Origin of the sequence: Sphingomonas sp. 2378 (assembly GCF_038084995.1) — a bacterium.
GTDB lineage: Bacteria > Pseudomonadota > Alphaproteobacteria > Sphingomonadales > Sphingomonadaceae > Sphingomonas.
On sequence record NZ_JAXCMJ010000046.1, the window covers coordinates 1 to 16,346 of the forward strand.

Sequence of the window (16,346 nt, forward strand, 5' to 3'; positions counted from 1 at the left end):
GGTGGCGTCGGGCGCGGGGCTGGATGCCGCGAGCGCGACCGTGGCCGCGCGGATCGAGACGCAGAATAACGCGACCGTGACGCCGCTCGGTCGCTACGGCCCGGATACTCCCGAGCGTCTGCATTTCGAGGATGTCTACGAGTACGATCCCGCCTTCCGCGCAGCGGTGAAAGCGGTCGGCGGCCGGGAAGCATTCGAGGAGGCGGTGAAGGGCGCGAGGTCTCCCGCCTCTTGCGTGACCACAGCTCTACAGAAAGCGGCGCTGGATGACGAAGAGCTATTCGGAGGTGCTGATCGACGGTGCCTCGACGCTGGCGGGGATCGGTGGCGCGGCCTTCGGGATCGGCAAGTCGTCCGGGTCGCATGATGTCGAGGCTGGCGGAACAGGGCGCCCGTCCGGACATGAGGGAAGCTGTGCGTCCGACGCGGACGGTGTTGGGTCGCCCGGGGCTGCCAGTTCGTCCGATACACACGGCGGCGCGTCGTCCGGGGCGGCCGGGGAGGTAGTCGAGGCCAATTCGGGCGCGAAGGGCGAGCGGTTACCCGCTGCGACCCGGGGTGGCCGCTTGGGGTGTGCCTTTCGAGGGAGTCGGTGCTTCTGCTGCCATTCGAGGCGCTACGGTGGGGAGCATAGTTCCAGTGGGGGCAGGGGTGGCAGAATTCTCCTCTCGGGATCGCAGCAAGCGTTCGGCCTCGGAAAAGGCAAAGTTGATGCGGTGAAGGCGCAGGCCGAAGTCATGCTGCTGGATCCCCGCTATCCCGGCACCAAAAAGAAGAGCCGGTACGCCGGCCTTCAGGGCCTCGCTGATCGATAAACCGCCAAGGGGAAGTGACGGGGCCAGTGCGATGGCCGCAGCGGCCAACCCGGCCAAAATGGCGATCCCCGCCTTGCGTTGATCGATGATCTTGAGTTCGAAGGCCAGTCGGCGATCATAGCGTTGGATATCGAGCAACGAGCCCTTCTCCACGAGCATGTCGATTACCCCCTGCTCTCGAGACATTGTGGCTTCTACTTCGTCGCAAAGCTTCGACTTCTTTAATGTAAGGCATCGCAGGCCATCAACGATGAAAATCGATATCAGTATGGCATATGCCAAGATCGATATGATCAAAGATATTATGGCAATGTTAATTGCGAGATATCTATGGCTTGCAGCAATTGGGATCGCAAGGGTGGCACCCGCTGTCAGGGTGAAAGACGCTAAAGAAGTAAACGTAAGGTAATTAATAGTAGATTTGAAGCGGTGATGAGGTAGGCTAAATTCCTCCATGCTAATAATTTCCCTAAGTTTAGGAAGATTTGTCAAGTTTAAAACTCCTTTGATGACGCGGTAAGGCGTGCTATTCCAAAGGTGAATTTAACAAATATCTAAAAACTATGGTGGATGAAGTGCGATAATAAGATAGTGATTAAAAATCATACTATTTTCAATTATTTGATTTGCCGAAAATTCGCGGATGGTAAGCGTTTCTGTGTCTTGCCGCACTACCATCGTCGCATTGCACATCGATCCAGCCAACTCTTCAACGCCTGTTGGTCCCCAACAAGTGCGTTCCGCCAAACTGCGTATTTCACCCTTGACAGTAGAAGGGATATCATACCGTATACACCCCAACCATAAGTGGTCTGGCACGTCCGAGGGGGTGAAGGGTCGATGACGATGAACTCCGTGCAGAGCTCTGGCCTAGTGGTAGCCGAGCAAATTCGCATGGGTTCAACCTCCGCACGGTGTCGTATTCGATGCCGTCAAAGGCCGAATCACGCACGGCGCGAATGGCGCCTGCCGCCGTCCCGATCGCCGCTCGACTGACGGCATCGTCGATGCTCGACGCATAGGCCAACCTATCACCACATAAGGCGACCCGTCAGAGGTCGCCAACGTCCGCAGCAGGAACAGGAGTTGCATCACGCTATAAAAAAGGGGGAAAATCATGGCATATCTATCGGGCCAAATGCGGCGATGGGCGCTGACCGGCGCGGCCATCGGCTCGCTCGTTTTGGCGGGGCAGGCGCACGCCCAGACCGGACCCACCGGCACGACCGGTACGACCGCCAGCGACGACACTCCGTCGGGCGACGATACCATCGTCGTCACGGGATCGCGCATCCGCCGCAGTCCGCTGGACCAGAGCGCGCCACTGACCGCGATCGACGGCGCCGATATCGCGCGGACCGGCCTTTCCTCGATCGGCGATGTGCTGCAACGGTTGCCGGGGGCTGCGGGCGGCCTCAATTCCCGCTTCAACCGTTCGGGCAATAACGGCAATCCGCCCGATGGCGGCGGGGTGGGCGCCGGGTCGGCGGAGATCGACCTGCGCTATCTGGGCAGCCGCCGCACGCTGGTGCTGGTCGACGGCCTGCGCTTCATCAACGGCAGTGCGGCCAGCGGCATTCCCGGCGCGGTCGACCTCAACGCCATTCCCGACGGCATGATCGAGCGCGTCGACGTACTGCGCGACGGCGCATCGACCATCTATGGCTCGGACGCGATCGCGGGCGTCGTCAACATCATCACCAAGAAGCGGCAGAACGGCTTCCTCGCCACCGCCCAGCTCGGCGGATATGACAAGGGCGACGGCGTTACCCAGAATTACCAGCTGAGCTGGGGTCATCGCACGGAGGACGGCCGCGTCTCGGTCGTCGCCGGTGCCAATTACATCAACCAGGGCTCGGTCTTCGCGGGCGACCGCCCCTATTACGCCTTCCCCGATCCGGGTGCGACCGCCTGCTCCAGCAGTTGCAGTTCGGGCACGCCCAATGGCCGGTTCATCATCAACAACCCCGTCACGGGCGAGGGGATGAACCTGACGCTGAAGAGCAACCCGCTGACCCGGCCGCGCTTCGATCCGTCGGATCCGACGGGTGCGAACAGCGATTTCAAGTCCTTCACCGTCGCCGACCGGTTCAATTTCCGCCCCTATAACTATCTGCTGACCCCGCAGGAGCGGTTCGGCGCCTTCGTCAACTTCACCGGCCAGCTAGCGGACAATATCCGGTTGAGCACCAAGCTGATCTACAACCGCCGTACCTCGGACAACCAGGCGGCGCCGCTGCCGCTGTTCGTCGGCCCCGATGCGGGCAACGGCAATCTGCTCGACACCATCTCGATCGACCGGACCAACCCGTTCAACCCGTTCGGCGTGACGCTGAGCGCGGGCAATAACGGCACGCCCGCCAATTACGGCTTTATCGGGCGTCGCTTCGTCGAGAACGGTCCGCGCCATTACAGCCAGCGGGTCGACACCATGTACATGTCCGGCACGCTGGACGGGCAATTCGCGATCGGCCAGGGTACCTGGTACTGGGACGCCAACCTCATCTATGCCGAGAACCATGCCAAGCAGGTGGCGCACGGCAATGTGAACGCCGCCAACCTGGCCCTGGCGCTGGGGCCGGTGGCGAACTGCACCGGCGCGTGCGTGCCGTTCAATATCTTCGGCGGGGAGGGATCGATCACCCCGGCGATGATCGACTATGTCACCTTCACCCAGCGCGACCGGTCCGAGCAGACGATGACCGACGCCACGCTGAACCTGACCGGCACGCTGTTCCAACTGCCTGCCGGGCCGCTGGGCCTGGCGGCGGGGTATGAGTTCCGCCGTCAGACGGGCTCTTTCCAGCCGGACGCCATCGTCGCGGCGGGGCTGGGCTCCGACATTCCCGCGCAGCCCAGCTCGGGCGGGTTCGACGTCAACGAGGTCTACGGCGAACTCAGCATCCCGGTGCTGAAGGACGTGCCCTTCTTCCGCCTGATCGAAGGGTCGTTCGCGGCCCGCTATTCGGACTATTCGACCAGCGGCAATCGCACGGTGATGAAGGGCGGGCTCAGCTGGAAACCGTTCGAGGATCTGCGCCTGCGCGGCACCTGGGCGCAAGGGTTCCGCGCGCCCAGCATCGGCGAGCTGTTCGGCACGCCGTCGCGCTTCGACGGCACGGTCATCGATCCCTGTTCGGGCCTTGCCAGCCTGCCCGCGAACAGCACGGTGCGGCAGAACTGCGTCGCGCTGGGCGTGCCGGTCAATTACGTCCAGAACGGGTTGCAGCTGCCAATCCTGACCGGTGGCAACCGCGCACTGAAGCCCGAAAAGTCGGAAAGCTGGGTGCTGGGCGGGGTCTATAGCCCTGCCTGGGCGCGCGACGCCGGTTTCGCCAGCCAGCTGAGCCTGGAGGCGGATTACTATACGATCAAGGTGGACGACGCGATCGCCTCGATCGGGGCGGACGTGCTGCTGGCCAACTGCATCAACCAGCGCGATGCGGTCAGCTGCGGCGCGATCACCCGTTCCGCGACGGGCAGCGGCCAGATCACCCAGATCCGCGGCCTGCTCCAGAACATCGCCTCGCTGAAAAGCGAGGGGATCGACATCACCCTGGTCTATCGTAGCCCGCGCGTGGGGGCGGGAACGTTCGGCCTGAACTGGGCCAGCAATGTCCTGCTGGAATATTCGACCACGCTGCCCACCGCGACCGGCAGCAGCACGCTGGAACGCCAGGGCACCGAGCGCGGCGACCAGGCCTATCCGCGTTTCAAGAGCACCGCGACGATCGACTGGTCGAGCGAGACGTTCCTGGCCTCGCTGACCGGCCGCTATATCGGCAAGGTCACCGAGCCCGCCTATGACAATCGCGAGATGAAGCCGATCCTCTATCTCGACGCGCAGGTCGGCTGGACCATGCCCTGGCTGTCGCAGCGGCTGACCCTGACCATGGGGGTCAACAACATCCTGGGTCAGCGCGCGCCCGACTGTCTGAGCTGTGGCGGGTTCGATCCCACAACCTATGACCTGCCGGGCCAGTTCGGCTATGCCCGCCTGGGCTTCAAGTTCTGACGAAGCGGCGGCCGGGGGTGATTCCCCGGCCGCCTTTCCCTTTCGCGGGCCCAACGTGGGTCAACCCGGCAGCATCGTCCCCGTTTCCATGAAGCGACGATGCCAGGACAGCGCCTCGGCGGGCAGCGAGGGCGCATGAAGGCCGTAGGAACCGCCCTCGGCGCGCATCGCATAGTCGGCGAGCATCGGGCGATAATCGGGATGCGCGCAGCGCTCGATCACCGCCCGTGCGCGCTGGCGCGGGGACAGGCCGCGCAGATCGGCCAGGCCCTGCTCGGTCACGATCACCTGTACGTCCTGCATGATGTGATCGACATGCGAGACCTGCGGCACGATGGCGGAAATCTTGCCGCCCTTGGCGGTCGAAGGGGTCATGAAGATCGAAACATAGCCGTTGCGCGCGAAATCGCCCGACCCGCCGATGCCGTTCTGGATGCGCGATCCCATCACCAGCGTCGAATTGACGTTGCCGTAAATGTCCGCCTCGATCAGTCCGTTCATCGCGATGCAGCCCAGGCGGCGGACCAGTTCGGGATGGTTGCTGATCTCCTGCGGGCGCAGGATCATGCGGTCGCGGTAAGCGGCCATGTTCGCATTGAGCCGCGCCGCCGCCTGCGGGCTGAGCGAAAAGGCGGTGGCGGACGCCATGCGCAGCTTGCCCGTATCGAGCAGGTCGAGCATGCCGTCCTGGATCACCTCGGTATAGGCGGTCATCGGTTCGAACGGCGCGTCGACCAGGCCGGACAGCACCGCATTGGCGATATTGCCCACCCCCGACTGGATGGGCAGCAGCGCGGGCGGCAGGCGTCCGCGCGACACCTCATGGGTCAGGAACTCGATGATGTGCCCGGCGATGGCGCGCGCGGTATCGTCGGGCGCGGCGAAGGGCAGGTTGCGGTCGGGCGCCTCGGTCTCGACGATGGCGACGATCTTGTCGGGATCGCAGGTCAGATAGGGCGTGCCGATCCGGTCGTCGGGCCGGACCAGCGGGATCGGCACGCGATCGGGCGGCAGGCGGGTGCCGTAATAGATGTCGTGCATCCCCTCCAACGCCGCATCCTGCCAGCGATTGACCTCCAGGATCACGCGGCTCGCCCGGTCTACCCAGGTCTTGTTGTTGCCGACCGAGGAGGAGGGGATGAGCGATCCGTCCGCGCGGATGCCCGACACCTCGACGATCGCGGTGTCGAGCGTCCCCAGCACGCCCTCCCACGCCATCGGCGCGACCTGGCTGAGATGCATGTCGAGATAGTCGATCTCGCCGCGATTGATCTTTTCGCGGGCGACCGGATCGCCGCTATAGGGCAGGCGCTGGGCGATGCCGTCGACCGCCGCCAGCGCGCCGTCCAGCTCGGGGCCGGTCGAGGCGCCGGTCCACAGATTGACGCGGAAGGGCCTCCCTTCGGCATGGGACGCCGCCATCCGCCGGGCCAGCGCCTGCGGCACCATCTTGGGATAGCCGGAGCCGGTGAAGCCGCTGGTCGCGACTGTCTCGCCGGGACGGATCAGCGCGGCGGCGGTGTCGGCATCGGCGATACGCGAACGAAGGGCGGCACAAGCGATACGGTCGGTCATTGCTTCTCCAACGCTGGCGGGCAGGGGCAGAGCCGACGCCCGCCGCGATTTCATATCGTCAGGTCGAGGACCATAGAACCCTCTATCTCAACCCCGGCGCCGGGATGGCGACCGGGATCATCCCGTCCGTCACTTCGGATATGGGAACTTCTCCTGTCGGACGACGATGGGGCAGGGATGGGTGCCGCCGCCGACCCGCGCCTTGACCATGGTCAAAAAGGGCGAGGTGCACGATTTGACGATCGTCAATGCGCGGACCGCCGTCCGTCGCCACCTGGGCGGCGAAGGAGACGACCCAAGATGGACCGCAACCCGCTTCAAGGCAGCGTCGTGCCGTTCGCACGGCGCTGGCACGTCATTCAGGAAATCGACCTGATCCGCCTGCTCCAGGAACATCGTCGTCGCTTGCTCCTGTGCCGACAGGCGGAGGCTATGGCGGATGGCTTGCCCGATCGCCCCGAGGGGGTGGCCATGACCCTGTTCCTGAAAGCGCTCGAAACGCTGGTGACGCGGGGTGAGCAGGCGGATGGCGCCTATCTGGAGGCGATGCTGTCGAACGGGCATGACGATCCGCTGATCGACACGCTGCTCGATCATGTCCGGCACCGGCACGAGGCCGATGCGGCGGCGGCGCGCGAACTGGTCGCGGCCTTTGGCGAGGCGGATGCCTTTGCCGCGCCCGAGACGTTGGGCCATATGCTGCGCAGCTTCTTCACCGGGTGTCGCCGCGCGGTCGATTTCGAGCAACTGGTCATCATCGCGCTGGCCGGGCATCGCCTGACCCCGGAGGCGCGCGGCCTGCTGGTCGATGCGCTGGCGGAGAGTTTGGCGGCTTAGGCAGCCTCGGCGCGTGCCACCAATGCCTCGCGGTCGCTGATCGTGATGGCGCGGCCGCCGGGCAGGCCGATCAGGCCGCCCTGTTTCATCCGGGTCAATTGACGGCTCACCGTCTCGATCGTCATGCCCAGCACATCGGCGATCTGGCCGCGCGTCAGCGGCAGGTCGAAGGTGACCGGCCCGTCGCGGCTGGCCCGGCAACCGCTCGCCCCCGCCCGCGCCGCCATGTCGAGCAGGAAGCCCGCCAGCTTCTCCCCCGCCGACTTGCGCGCCAGGACCAGCATCCGCCCGCGCGCCTCGTTCAGCGACTCGAAGGTTCGCTGGAGCAGCAGGCGTTCCATGCGCTGGTGATCTTCCAGCACCCGCTCGAAGGCGGCGCGGGGAAAGACGCAGAGTTCCGCCTCGGTCAGCGCGGTCAGGGTGAAATCGACATCGCCCGCATAGGGCTGTCCGAAGAAATCGGCGGGATAGAGCAGGCCGACCGTCTGCTCGCGTCCGTCGGCGGTGGCGGCGACCAGTTTCAGCACGCCGGTCAGCAGGTTGCCGCAGATCACCGCTTCGTCGCCCGCCCAGGCGATGGTGTGGCCGCGCGCGACCTGGCGGCGCTGGCCGATGGCGTTGAGCGCGGTCAGTTCCCGGTCGTCCAGGCTGCCGCACAAGGCGCGGTCGCGCACCGCGCAATCGGCACAGATGTCGTTCGGGATCATGGCCTTGCCTTATAGCAAGACCATGATCCCTTGTCGTCGGACGGATTGTCCTATCTGTCAGTGGGGTGGCGACACGTCATCTTCGACCGGCAGGTGGAATTCGTGCCAGATGCCGTTGAGGATACCGAAACCAAGGGCGAGGCCGAGGCCGAGGACCCAGGAGAAATACCACATGGCGGGGGCCTTTCAGTAAAAGTCTGGGTTGGTGCGCACCGCATCGCCGGTCACGCGCCCGAACATTACCCGGTAGGCCCAGGCGGTATAGGCGAGCACGATCGGCAGGAAGACGATGGTGACGAACAGCATGATGCCCAGCGTCTTTTGCGTGGACGAGGCGTTCCACACCGTCAGGCTGCTGTGAACGTCGATGCTCGACGGCAGGATGAAGGGGAACATCGAACAGCCGACCGTGGCGATGATGCCCGTCGCGGCGAGCGACGACCCGGTAAAGGCTAGGGCCTCGCGCCCGCTCCGAATCCCGACCAGTGCCAGCGCGGCTCCGACAAAGCCGATGACGGGCAGCGCCATCATCCAGGGATAGAGGGCATAGTTGGTCAGCCACGCGCCGCCCGCCCGTTCCGCCGTCATGCGCAGCGGGTTGGACGGTGCCAGCGGATCGACCGCACCGACGATCCGGTAGCCGATATCGCCCCAGGCGACGAAGGCGAAACCGCCCGCGAACAACAGGATGGAGGCGATCGCCGCCACCGTTCCGAACGCCCGCGCCCGGTCATGGACGGGGCCATGCTCGACCTTGATCGACAGCCATGCCGCGCCGTGCAGCACCAGCATCGCCACCGACAACAGCCCGCAGAGCAGGGTGAAGGGCGTGAACAGCCCGAGCAGCGTGCCGTCGTAAAAGGCGCGCAGATCGCCATCGAGCCGGAACGGCGCACCCAGCAGCACATTGCCGACCGCCACGCCGAAGACGAGCGCGGGCACCAGTCCCCCGACGAACAGCGCCCAGTCCCACCGGGTGCGCCAGGCCGGATCGGGCCGCTTGCTGCGATACTTGAACCCCACCGGCCGCAGGATCAGCGCGGCCAGCACCAGGAACATCGCGAGGTAGAAGCCCGAGAAGCTGACCGCATAGACGAAGGGCCAGGCGGCGAAGATCGCGCCGCCGCCCAGGATGAACCACACCTGGTTTCCCTCCCAGGTCGGCCCGATCGAATTGATGACCATCCGCCGCTCGGCATCGTTCCGCGCGACGAAGGGCAGGAGCGCCGCGACCCCCAGGTCGAATCCGTCGGTCAGCGCGAAGCCGATCAACAGCACCCCCAGCAGCGCCCACCATATCAGGCGCAACATCTCATAGTCGAACATGTCCCAGTCCCTTTCTTCAGGCGGTGACGGGAATGGCGGCGGGGATTTCCCCCGGTGCCGGTTGGTCGTCGCGTTCCTCCGGTCCGTGCGCGATGGCGGCGAGGATCAGCCGCACCTCGATCACCGCCAGCGCGCCATAGAGCAGGGTAAAGCCCGCCAGCGTCGTCCACAGCGCTCCACGCGTCAGCGAGCTGGTCGCCAGGAAGGTCGGCAACACGCCCTCGATCGCCCAGGGCTGCCGCCCCAGTTCGGCGACCAGCCAGCCCAGTTCGATCGCGATCCAGGGCAGCGGGATCGCCGCCACCGCGAGTTTCAGGAACCAGCGCGCATCCATGTGCATCCTGAGCGAGCACAAGGCGAAGGCGGTGGCGAACAGCGCGATCATCGCAAAGCCGATCGCCGCCATGATGCGGAAGCTCCAGAAGAGCAGGCCGACATCGGGCACCGTGTCCCAGGCCGCCGCCTCGATCTGCTTGGGGCTGGCGGCGCGCGGGTCCGCCATCTGCCGCTTGAGCAGCAGCGCATAGCCCAGGTCGCGCTTGTGCGCCTCGAACCGGGCGCGCTGGCCCATGTCCTGCGGATTGCTCTTCAGCCGCTGGACCGCATCATAGGCGATCACGCCCGAGGCGATGCGCTCCTGCGCCTTCAGCACCAGTTCGGACATGCCCGTCACCGTGCCGTCCAGGCTGCGCGTCGCGATCAGGCCGAGCAGCCAGGGAATTTCGACCTTGTAGCGCGTCTCGCGCGCCACCGTGTCGGGATAGCCGAACAGGGTCAGGCCGGACGGGCCGGGCTCGGTGTGCCAGACCGCCTCGATCGCGGCGAGCTTCATCTTCTGGTTGTCGGTCAGCGCATAGCCGCTCTCGTCGCCCAGCACGACGACCGACAGCGAGGAGGCGAGGCCGAACGCCGCCGCCACCGTCATCGACCGGCGCGCGACGGGCAGGAACCGCCCCTTGAGCAGCCAGAAGGCGGATACGCCCAGCACGACGACCGAAGCGCAGACATAGCCCGCGCTGACCGTATGGACGAACTTGGCCTGGGCGACCGGATTGAACAGCACCGCGCCGAAATCACCGACCTCCATCCGCATCGTATCAGGATTGAAGCTCGCGCCGACCGGATTTTGCATCCAGCCATTGGCGATCAGGATCCACAGCGCCGACAAATTGGTGCCCAGCGCGACCATGAAGGTGACGATCAGATGGCCCAGCTTCGACAACCGGTCCCAGCCGAAGAACATCAGCCCGACGAACGTTGCCTCCAGAAAGAAGGCCATCAGCCCCTCGATCGCCAGCGGCGCGCCGAAGATGTCGCCGACATAATGCGAGAAATAGGACCAGTTGGTGCCGAACTGGAACTCCATGGTCAGGCCGGTGGCGACGCCCAGCACGAAGTTGATGCCGAAGATCTTGCCCCAGAAGCGCGTCGTGACGCGCCACACCGGGCGGTTGGTCATGACATAGACCGATTCCATGATGACCAGCATCATCGACAGGCCGAGAGTCAACGGTACGAACAGGAAGTGATACAAGGCGGTCGCGGCGAATTGCAGCCGCGACAGGTCGACGACGCCGGGGTCCATAGCATGTCTCCATAAAAGGAGCCGCCCCCCGGCCCCTTGTCCGATTCGCTAGGCCTGCGCTCCCGTGCCGACATTGACCGCGGTCAAAGACGGGAGGGCGGGTACGGGAGACGGTCGGGACATGACGACGATCGCCCATGTTCCCCCGACGCCTAGGACGCGTCACCGCTGGTTGAAGGATGCGGCGGGGCGGCGCGACGGCGTGGCGGGCCTGTTGCTGCTCGACACGCTGGCGGCGGTCGGTTTCGCCGTCGGTATCGCGGGGGGCGTGACGGCGGTGACGGAGCAGGGGGCGGTGCTGCCCTGGGCCTTGTTGATGGTGGGAATGGGGGGCTTGCGCGGATCGTTCGCGATGCTGGCCATTCGGCGGGGCGCAGCGAGGGCGGGGACGGTCAAGCGGGCGCAGCGGCTTCGCGCCGTGACCGCCTCGCTGCGTCGAAAGCCGGGTGTCCCGGCCGATAGCGGTTTGGTTGCCACACAAGCCGTCGATGCGGTCGAGGCGCTGGACGGCTATGTCGCGCGGTTCCTGCCCGCACGCCGGGCCGCCGCTATCGCACCGATGCTGGTCCTGGCCGCGACCGCCTGTGCCAGCTGGGTGGCGGCGGCCATTCTCGCAGGCACCCTGTTGCCGTTCGTGGCGGCGATGATCCTGGCGGGCGGCGCGGCGGCGGACGAGTCGCGGCGGCAGTTCGTCGCCCTTCACCGCCTGTCCGCCCGCTTCGCCGACCGAGTGCGCGGCCTGCCGGTCGTGCTGGTCTTCCGCGCGGAGTGCCGCGAGACCGAGGCGATCGGCACGGCGGCGCAGGAACTGGCGGAGCGGACCATGCGCGTCCTGCGGGTCGCCTTCCTGTCCTCCGCCGCGCTGGAGTTCTTCGCCGCGCTGTCGGTCGCGCTGGTCGCGGTCTATTGCGGTTTCGCGCTGCTCGGCCTGCTGCCCTTCGCCGCGCCCGAGACGCTGACCCTGGCCCAAGCCTTTTTCGTGCTGGCGCTCGCACCCGAATTCTATGCACCGATGCGCCGCCTGGCCGCCGCCTATCACGATAAGCAGGCGGCGGAGACGGCCGCCAATACGCTGATGCCCCTGGCCGAGCCGGAGCCTGTGCCCTCGGTTCGGATTACGGCTCCCTTGGTCCTGCACGATGTCGCCATTCATTATCCGGGCAGCGATACCCCCGCCGTCTCGCATTTGTCGCTGCGGATCGAGGGGGGCGAGACGGTGGCGCTGCTCGGCCCCTCGGGTAGCGGCAAGACCAGCGTCCTGCACCTGCTGCTAGGGCTGGCGCCACTATCGGCGGGTGTGATCGAGGCGGGCGGTGTCCCTCTGGTTTCGCTGGCGGGACAGGCGAGCTGGGCGGGCCAGCATCCGCTGCTGATCGCGGGGACGATCCGCGACAATCTGATGCTCGCCCATCCGCAGGCGGATGAACTAGCGATCCGGCGCGCGGTCGCGGCGGCGGGATTGGGACCGATGCTCGCGGCCCGGTCGGGTGGTCTGGAGGCGAAACTCGATGCGCGCGGCAGTGGCCTGTCCGGCGGCGAGCGGCGACGGATTGCGCTCGCCCGCGCCTTGCTCAACCCCGCGCCCTTCCTGCTGCTCGACGAACCCACCGCGCATCTCGACGCCGCCGCCGAAGCCGCCTTGATCGCAACCATCGCGCGCGCCGCGCAAGGGCGCACGACGCTGATCGCCACACACAGCCCCGCGCTCGCCGCCATCGCGACGCGCATCGTTCATCTGGGACCGGCCGCATGACGTTACGCACCTTGATCGCCGCCGAACGTCGGCGGGAGCGCCGCGGGTTACGACAGGCGGGGCTTTGCGCCGCGCTGGTCGCGATCGCCTCGGTCCTGCTGCTGGCGCTTTCTGGTTGGTTCCTGACCGCCGCCGCGCTGGCGGGGGGCGCGGGGATCGTCGCGGCGCAGGCGTTCAACTATATGCTGCCATCCGCCATGATCCGCTTGCTGGCGATCGTGCGGACCGGTGCCCGCTATGGCGAGCGGCTGGCGAGCCATGGCGCGGCGTTCGGGGCGCTCGCCCGGCTGCGGCCCGCACTCTACCGCGCGATCACCGCCGCGCCGCCCATGGTGGCGCTGGCGCTCGGGCGGGGCGAGGCGACGGCACGGCTGATCGGTGATGTCGACGCGGTGGAATGGCGCTTCGTCCGTCTTTCGGGGCCCTGGGGTGGAGTGGCGGCGCTGGCCTCGGGGGCGGCGCTGACCGCGCTCGGCGGATGGCTGGCCATGGTCGCGACGCTGGCCTGTGTCGCGGGTGCGCTCGGCCTGGCGCAACTCTGGGCCCGCCAATTGGAGCAGCCCGGCCGTGCCGTGCAACAGGCGATGGGGGGCTTACGCGAAGAGGTGGCGACGATGGGCGGCGCGGCGGCGGAACTCCGCTGTTTCGCGCTGGAGGATTGGGCCGCTGACCGGATCGCGGCGGCGGGTGATCGGCTTGCCGAAGCGCAGGAGCGACAGGCGGCGGTGGTGGCGCGGTTCGAGGCGCTGCACGCGGTGAGCGTCGCGCTGTCGGCGGCATCGGCGCTGCTCCTGTCGGCGGGGGCTGGCGCACCGATCGCGGCGCTGGCGGCTCTGGCGGCGGCGATGACGGCCGATGCGATCGCGCCGATTCTGCGCGCGATGACCGAGAGTGGACGGCTCCGCGAGGCGGAGGCTCGGCTGGAGACGGTGTTCGACGCGGTGGAGGTGGAGCGTCCGGCTCCCGGGGTTGCGCTCGACACGAACCTCGTCATCGACGGCAACGCCTTCTCACCGGGCAGCCGGATCGCGCTGACCGGGCCGTCGGGCTGTGGCAAGACGACGTTGATCGAGGGATTGCTGGGGCTTCGTTCGCTCCCGCCGGGTCGAATCATGATCGGTGGCCGGGACGCGGCCACGCTTCCGCCGGTAACCTTGCGCGCGACCTTCGCCTGGGCTCCGCAGGATTCGGCCCTGCTGGCGGGGAGCGTACGCGACAATCTGCGGCTGGCGGATGAACACGCGACGGAGGATCGCCTGTGGCAGGCGTTGCACGATGCCGCGCTCGATACCGTGGTGCGCGCCTTGCCCGAGGGGCTCGACACATGGCTGGGTGAGGATGGGGCGCGGCTGTCGGGGGGAGAGCGGCGGCGGTTGTCGTTGGCACGTGCCTATCTGGGTGAAGCGCCCTGGCTGCTCCTCGACGAGCCGGGTGAGGGGCTTGATGCCCTGGTCGCGGCGGAGGTCGCGCGACGGCTGGCTGCGCGACTGAAGCGGACGGGGCAGGGGATGATCCTGGTCAGCCATCGCCCGGTGCTGTCGGCCCTGTGCGAACGGCAATGGGCGGCGAACGGGCGGGCCCGGTCCGCCGCCTAACCCGCGACGATCGCGAGGCCGGCTCGGTCGAGCAGGCGCACCCCGCGAAGGCCGGATAGCGCGATCAGCCCGTCCTGCGAAAAACCGGTCATGTGACGGCTGACCGTCTCGACCGCCAGGCCCAGCGCCTCCGCCATCGCAGCCCGCGAAAGTGGCAGGCGTAATAGCGCGTCCCCCTCCGCTCCGCCCCTGCGCGCCATGTCAAGGAGCAATGCGGCGACCCGCGCCTCGGCCCGCGCACGGGCCAGCATCGGCATCCAGCGCCGCACCTCGGCCAGCGTCGCCATCGTCCGGCGCAGCAGCAATCGCCCGGCGGCGGGGTGGCGGACCAGAATCTCCTCCAGCGCCTGGCGCGGGTAGACGCACAGATCGGCATCGCTCAGCGCGGCGATCATGTCGGTGGAGCGGTCGGCAAAGAGCGTCCCGACGAAATCGCCAGGGTAGAGCAGGCCGACGATCTGGGCACGGCCATCCGGCTCCACGCGGGAAATCTTGAGCACGCCCGAGACCAGATGGGCGCAATGGCTTGCTGGATCGCCGATCCAGCCGAATGCCTGTCCGATGCCCAACCGGCGGCGGCGACCGATATCGTGGAATGCGGCAAGCGCTGCTCCGTCCAACCCGTCGCACAGCGCCATGCCGCGCGCGGCACAGGCGGCGCAGCGCGGCGGCAGGTCAGACGGCATGGCTGAAGTGTTTGTCGTCCGCACTACGCCAGGCGTCGAAGGCGGCGGCGATGCTGCGGGCATAGGGCAGCGCGTCCTGCGTCAGGCGCAGGCGGTGGCCTTCCCACCCGAGTAATCCCGCCTGCTCGAAGCGGAAGAGCCGGGTACGAATGGCATCGCGCTCCGGCAGGCCGTCCGTCTCCGCGACCCCTTGGCACAGCACCCCCGCAATCGCCGCGCCCCGCCGCCGGTCGATTGGCGTCCGCCGGATACCGCGCGCGGTTGCGAAGCGACCGGCCCCGATCGCGCGGTGCCAATCGCCCGCATTCTTCGCATTCTGGAGCAGGCGGTCGGGAAATTCGCTGATCGCGCTGGCCCCCAGCCCGATCAATATGTCGGCGGGATCGTCGGTGAAGCCCTGGAAGTTGCGGCGCAGTGTTCCGTCGACCGCCGCCTGTGCCAGGGAACAGTCCGGCTTCGCGAAGTGATCGAACCCGACCGCCCTATAGCCCGCCGCCGTCAGTCGCTCATGCGCCAGTGCGGCTTGCACGAAGCGCGCCGCCGCACCGGGCAGCGCGGTCGCGTCGATCCGGCGCTGGCGCGGGATCAGATGCGGGACATGGGCATAGCCGAAGACGGCCAGCCTTTCGGGTGCCAGCGCGATGCTGTCCGCTAAAGTCGCTTCAAGGGCCGCGTCGTCCTGACCGGGCAGGCCGTACATCAGGTCGAAATTGATCGATCCGACCCCGGCGTCGCGCAACAGCGTGACGGTGCGAACGATATCCTCATGCGGCTGGACCCGGCCGATCGCCGCCTGAAGCACGGGATCGAAGGTTTGCACGCCCAGACTGACCCGCGTGACGCCGGTTTCGGCTATGACGCTGGCCCAGTCCCGGTCGAAACCGCGCGGATCGACCTCCAGCGACATCGGCGCATCCTGACAGGCAAAGGCGGAGCGCAGGTGCGCGACCAGCGCGGCAAAGGCATCCGGCGCAATGGCATTGGGGCTCCCGCCGCCAAAGGCGATCCGCCCGATCCGTCCACGCTCATCCAGCCGGGCGGCGACCATGTCGATCTCTTCATGCAGGCGCGTCAGATAGGCATCCAGCCGCGCCGTCCGGTTCGCCGCGCCGGTGTTGCATCCGCAATACCAGCAGATCGCCCGGCAATAGGGGATATGCAGATAGAGCGACACCATGCTGTCCGCCCCGACCGTGTCGAGCGCGGCGGCCATGTCGTCATGACCCACCTGGTCGCCGAACTCGGCGGCGGTGGGATAGCTGGTGTAGCGCGGCACGGGCCGGGCGAGCAGGTCGGGATGATAGGGCCACATGGCGAACGCTGTGCCCCGAGGATGGAGACGTGCCTTTGACCGCCGTCAAACCGGCCTTTCCTGATTGTCGGCGCGGTAGACCAGGGCGGCCGCTGGTGCTTCTGGAACCTCGCTATTTGCCGGGTTGGCGATGCACGCAA

Annotated in this window: 13 protein-coding genes; 5 read left to right on the forward strand and 8 right to left on the reverse strand. The window is 66.9% G+C overall.

What is annotated here, in order from left to right; genetic code table 11:
* Positions 1–367, forward strand: a 367-nt coding sequence (locus SM191_RS16595; protein ID WP_341507153.1) for a hypothetical protein, incomplete at its 5' end; no start/stop codon positions are given.
* 172 nt (positions 368–539) lie between these two features.
* Here the strand turns inward: SM191_RS16595 and SM191_RS16600 are convergent.
* Complete coding sequence (locus SM191_RS16600; RefSeq protein WP_341507154.1) at positions 540–1,307, reverse strand: hypothetical protein; 768 nt, start codon at positions 1,305–1,307, stop codon at positions 540–542.
* Positions 1,308–1,932: 625 nt separating this feature from the next.
* On the opposite strand from SM191_RS16600, the gene SM191_RS16605 reads away from it, so the two are divergent.
* Complete coding sequence (locus tag SM191_RS16605; RefSeq protein ID WP_341507155.1) at positions 1,933–4,830, forward strand: TonB-dependent receptor domain-containing protein; 2,898 nt, start codon at positions 1,933–1,935, stop codon at positions 4,828–4,830.
* Between the two features lie 60 nt (positions 4,831–4,890).
* Here SM191_RS16605 and SM191_RS16610 read toward each other — a convergent pair whose 3' ends face one another.
* The gene (locus tag SM191_RS16610) at positions 4,891–6,405 is read right to left on the reverse strand and encodes an acetyl-CoA hydrolase/transferase family protein (protein WP_341507156.1); all 1,515 of its coding nucleotides are present in this window, start codon (positions 6,403–6,405) and stop codon (positions 4,891–4,893) included.
* A gap of 300 nt (positions 6,406–6,705) precedes the next feature.
* On the opposite strand from SM191_RS16610, the gene SM191_RS16615 reads away from it, so the two are divergent.
* Positions 6,706–7,242 (forward strand): hypothetical protein, encoded by a 537-nt coding sequence (locus SM191_RS16615; RefSeq protein ID WP_341507157.1) that lies wholly within the window; start codon positions 6,706–6,708, stop codon positions 7,240–7,242.
* On the opposite strand, the gene SM191_RS16620 is transcribed toward SM191_RS16615, so the two are convergent.
* Genes SM191_RS16620 through SM191_RS16635 form a run of 4 tightly spaced genes read right to left on the reverse strand, consistent with a single transcriptional unit; the run spans position 7,239 to position 10,860 of the window.
* Positions 7,239–7,949 (reverse strand): Crp/Fnr family transcriptional regulator, encoded by a 711-nt coding sequence (locus SM191_RS16620; protein ID WP_341507158.1) that lies wholly within the window; start codon positions 7,947–7,949, stop codon positions 7,239–7,241. The genes SM191_RS16615 and SM191_RS16620 overlap by 4 nt on opposite strands.
* Before the next feature lie 57 nt (positions 7,950–8,006).
* Entirely contained in the window at positions 8,007–8,123 is a 117-nt protein-coding gene (gene cydX, locus SM191_RS16625) for a cytochrome bd-I oxidase subunit CydX (protein ID WP_307002946.1), read from the reverse strand.
* Between the two features lie 12 nt (positions 8,124–8,135).
* Positions 8,136–9,275 (reverse strand): cytochrome d ubiquinol oxidase subunit II, encoded by a 1,140-nt coding sequence (gene cydB, locus SM191_RS16630; RefSeq protein ID WP_307002944.1) that lies wholly within the window; start codon positions 9,273–9,275, stop codon positions 8,136–8,138.
* A 16-nt stretch (positions 9,276–9,291) separates the two neighbouring features.
* Positions 9,292–10,860, reverse strand: coding sequence for a cytochrome ubiquinol oxidase subunit I (locus SM191_RS16635; RefSeq protein ID WP_341507159.1), 1,569 nt, complete (start codon positions 10,858–10,860; stop codon positions 9,292–9,294).
* A gap of 121 nt (positions 10,861–10,981) precedes the next feature.
* On the opposite strand from SM191_RS16635, the gene cydD reads away from it, so the two are divergent.
* The gene (gene cydD / locus SM191_RS16640) at positions 10,982–12,613 is read left to right on the forward strand and encodes a thiol reductant ABC exporter subunit CydD (RefSeq protein WP_341507160.1); all 1,632 of its coding nucleotides are present in this window, start codon (positions 10,982–10,984) and stop codon (positions 12,611–12,613) included.
* Positions 12,610–14,208, forward strand: a complete 1,599-nt coding sequence (locus SM191_RS16645; protein ID WP_341507161.1) for an amino acid ABC transporter ATP-binding/permease protein — start codon at positions 12,610–12,612, stop codon at positions 14,206–14,208. Before cydD ends, SM191_RS16645 begins: the two co-directional genes overlap by 4 nt.
* On the opposite strand, the gene SM191_RS16650 is transcribed toward SM191_RS16645, so the two are convergent.
* Both SM191_RS16650 and hemN read right to left on the reverse strand, forming a co-directional pair.
* On the reverse strand, positions 14,205–14,894 hold the full coding sequence (locus SM191_RS16650; RefSeq protein ID WP_341507162.1) for a Crp/Fnr family transcriptional regulator: 690 nt from the start codon (positions 14,892–14,894) through the stop codon (positions 14,205–14,207). The two genes, SM191_RS16645 and SM191_RS16650, sit on opposite strands and share 4 nt — an antisense overlap.
* A complete protein-coding gene (gene hemN, locus SM191_RS16655) occupies positions 14,884–16,206 on the reverse strand; it encodes an oxygen-independent coproporphyrinogen III oxidase (RefSeq protein WP_341507163.1) in 1,323 nt (440 codons plus the stop codon). Before hemN ends, SM191_RS16650 begins: the two co-directional genes overlap by 11 nt.
* Between the last annotated feature and the right edge of the window lie 140 nt (positions 16,207–16,346).

What these genes read in the sequence shown, in the direction of transcription:
- SM191_RS16615 (WP_341507157.1), top strand. Translation starts at nt 6,706, where the DNA reads ATGGACCGCAACCCGCTTCAAGGCAGCGTCGTGCCGTTCGCACGGCGC.
- SM191_RS16650 (WP_341507162.1), bottom strand. Translation starts at nt 14,894, where the DNA reads ATGCCGTCTGACCTGCCGCCGCGCTGCGCCGCCTGTGCCGCGCGCGGC.
- SM191_RS16645 (WP_341507161.1), top strand. Translation starts at nt 12,610, where the DNA reads ATGACGTTACGCACCTTGATCGCCGCCGAACGTCGGCGGGAGCGCCGC.
- SM191_RS16620 (WP_341507158.1), bottom strand. Translation starts at nt 7,949, where the DNA reads ATGATCCCGAACGACATCTGTGCCGATTGCGCGGTGCGCGACCGCGCC.
- SM191_RS16605 (WP_341507155.1), top strand. Translation starts at nt 1,933, where the DNA reads ATGGCATATCTATCGGGCCAAATGCGGCGATGGGCGCTGACCGGCGCG.
- SM191_RS16610 (WP_341507156.1), bottom strand. Translation starts at nt 6,405, where the DNA reads ATGACCGACCGTATCGCTTGTGCCGCCCTTCGTTCGCGTATCGCCGAT.
- cydB (WP_307002944.1), bottom strand. Translation starts at nt 9,275, where the DNA reads ATGTTCGACTATGAGATGTTGCGCCTGATATGGTGGGCGCTGCTGGGG.
- cydX (WP_307002946.1), bottom strand. Translation starts at nt 8,123, where the DNA reads ATGTGGTATTTCTCCTGGGTCCTCGGCCTCGGCCTCGCCCTTGGTTTC.
- hemN (WP_341507163.1), bottom strand. Translation starts at nt 16,206, where the DNA reads ATGTGGCCCTATCATCCCGACCTGCTCGCCCGGCCCGTGCCGCGCTAC.
- SM191_RS16635 (WP_341507159.1), bottom strand. Translation starts at nt 10,860, where the DNA reads ATGGACCCCGGCGTCGTCGACCTGTCGCGGCTGCAATTCGCCGCGACC.
- cydD (WP_341507160.1), top strand. Translation starts at nt 10,982, where the DNA reads ATGACGACGATCGCCCATGTTCCCCCGACGCCTAGGACGCGTCACCGC.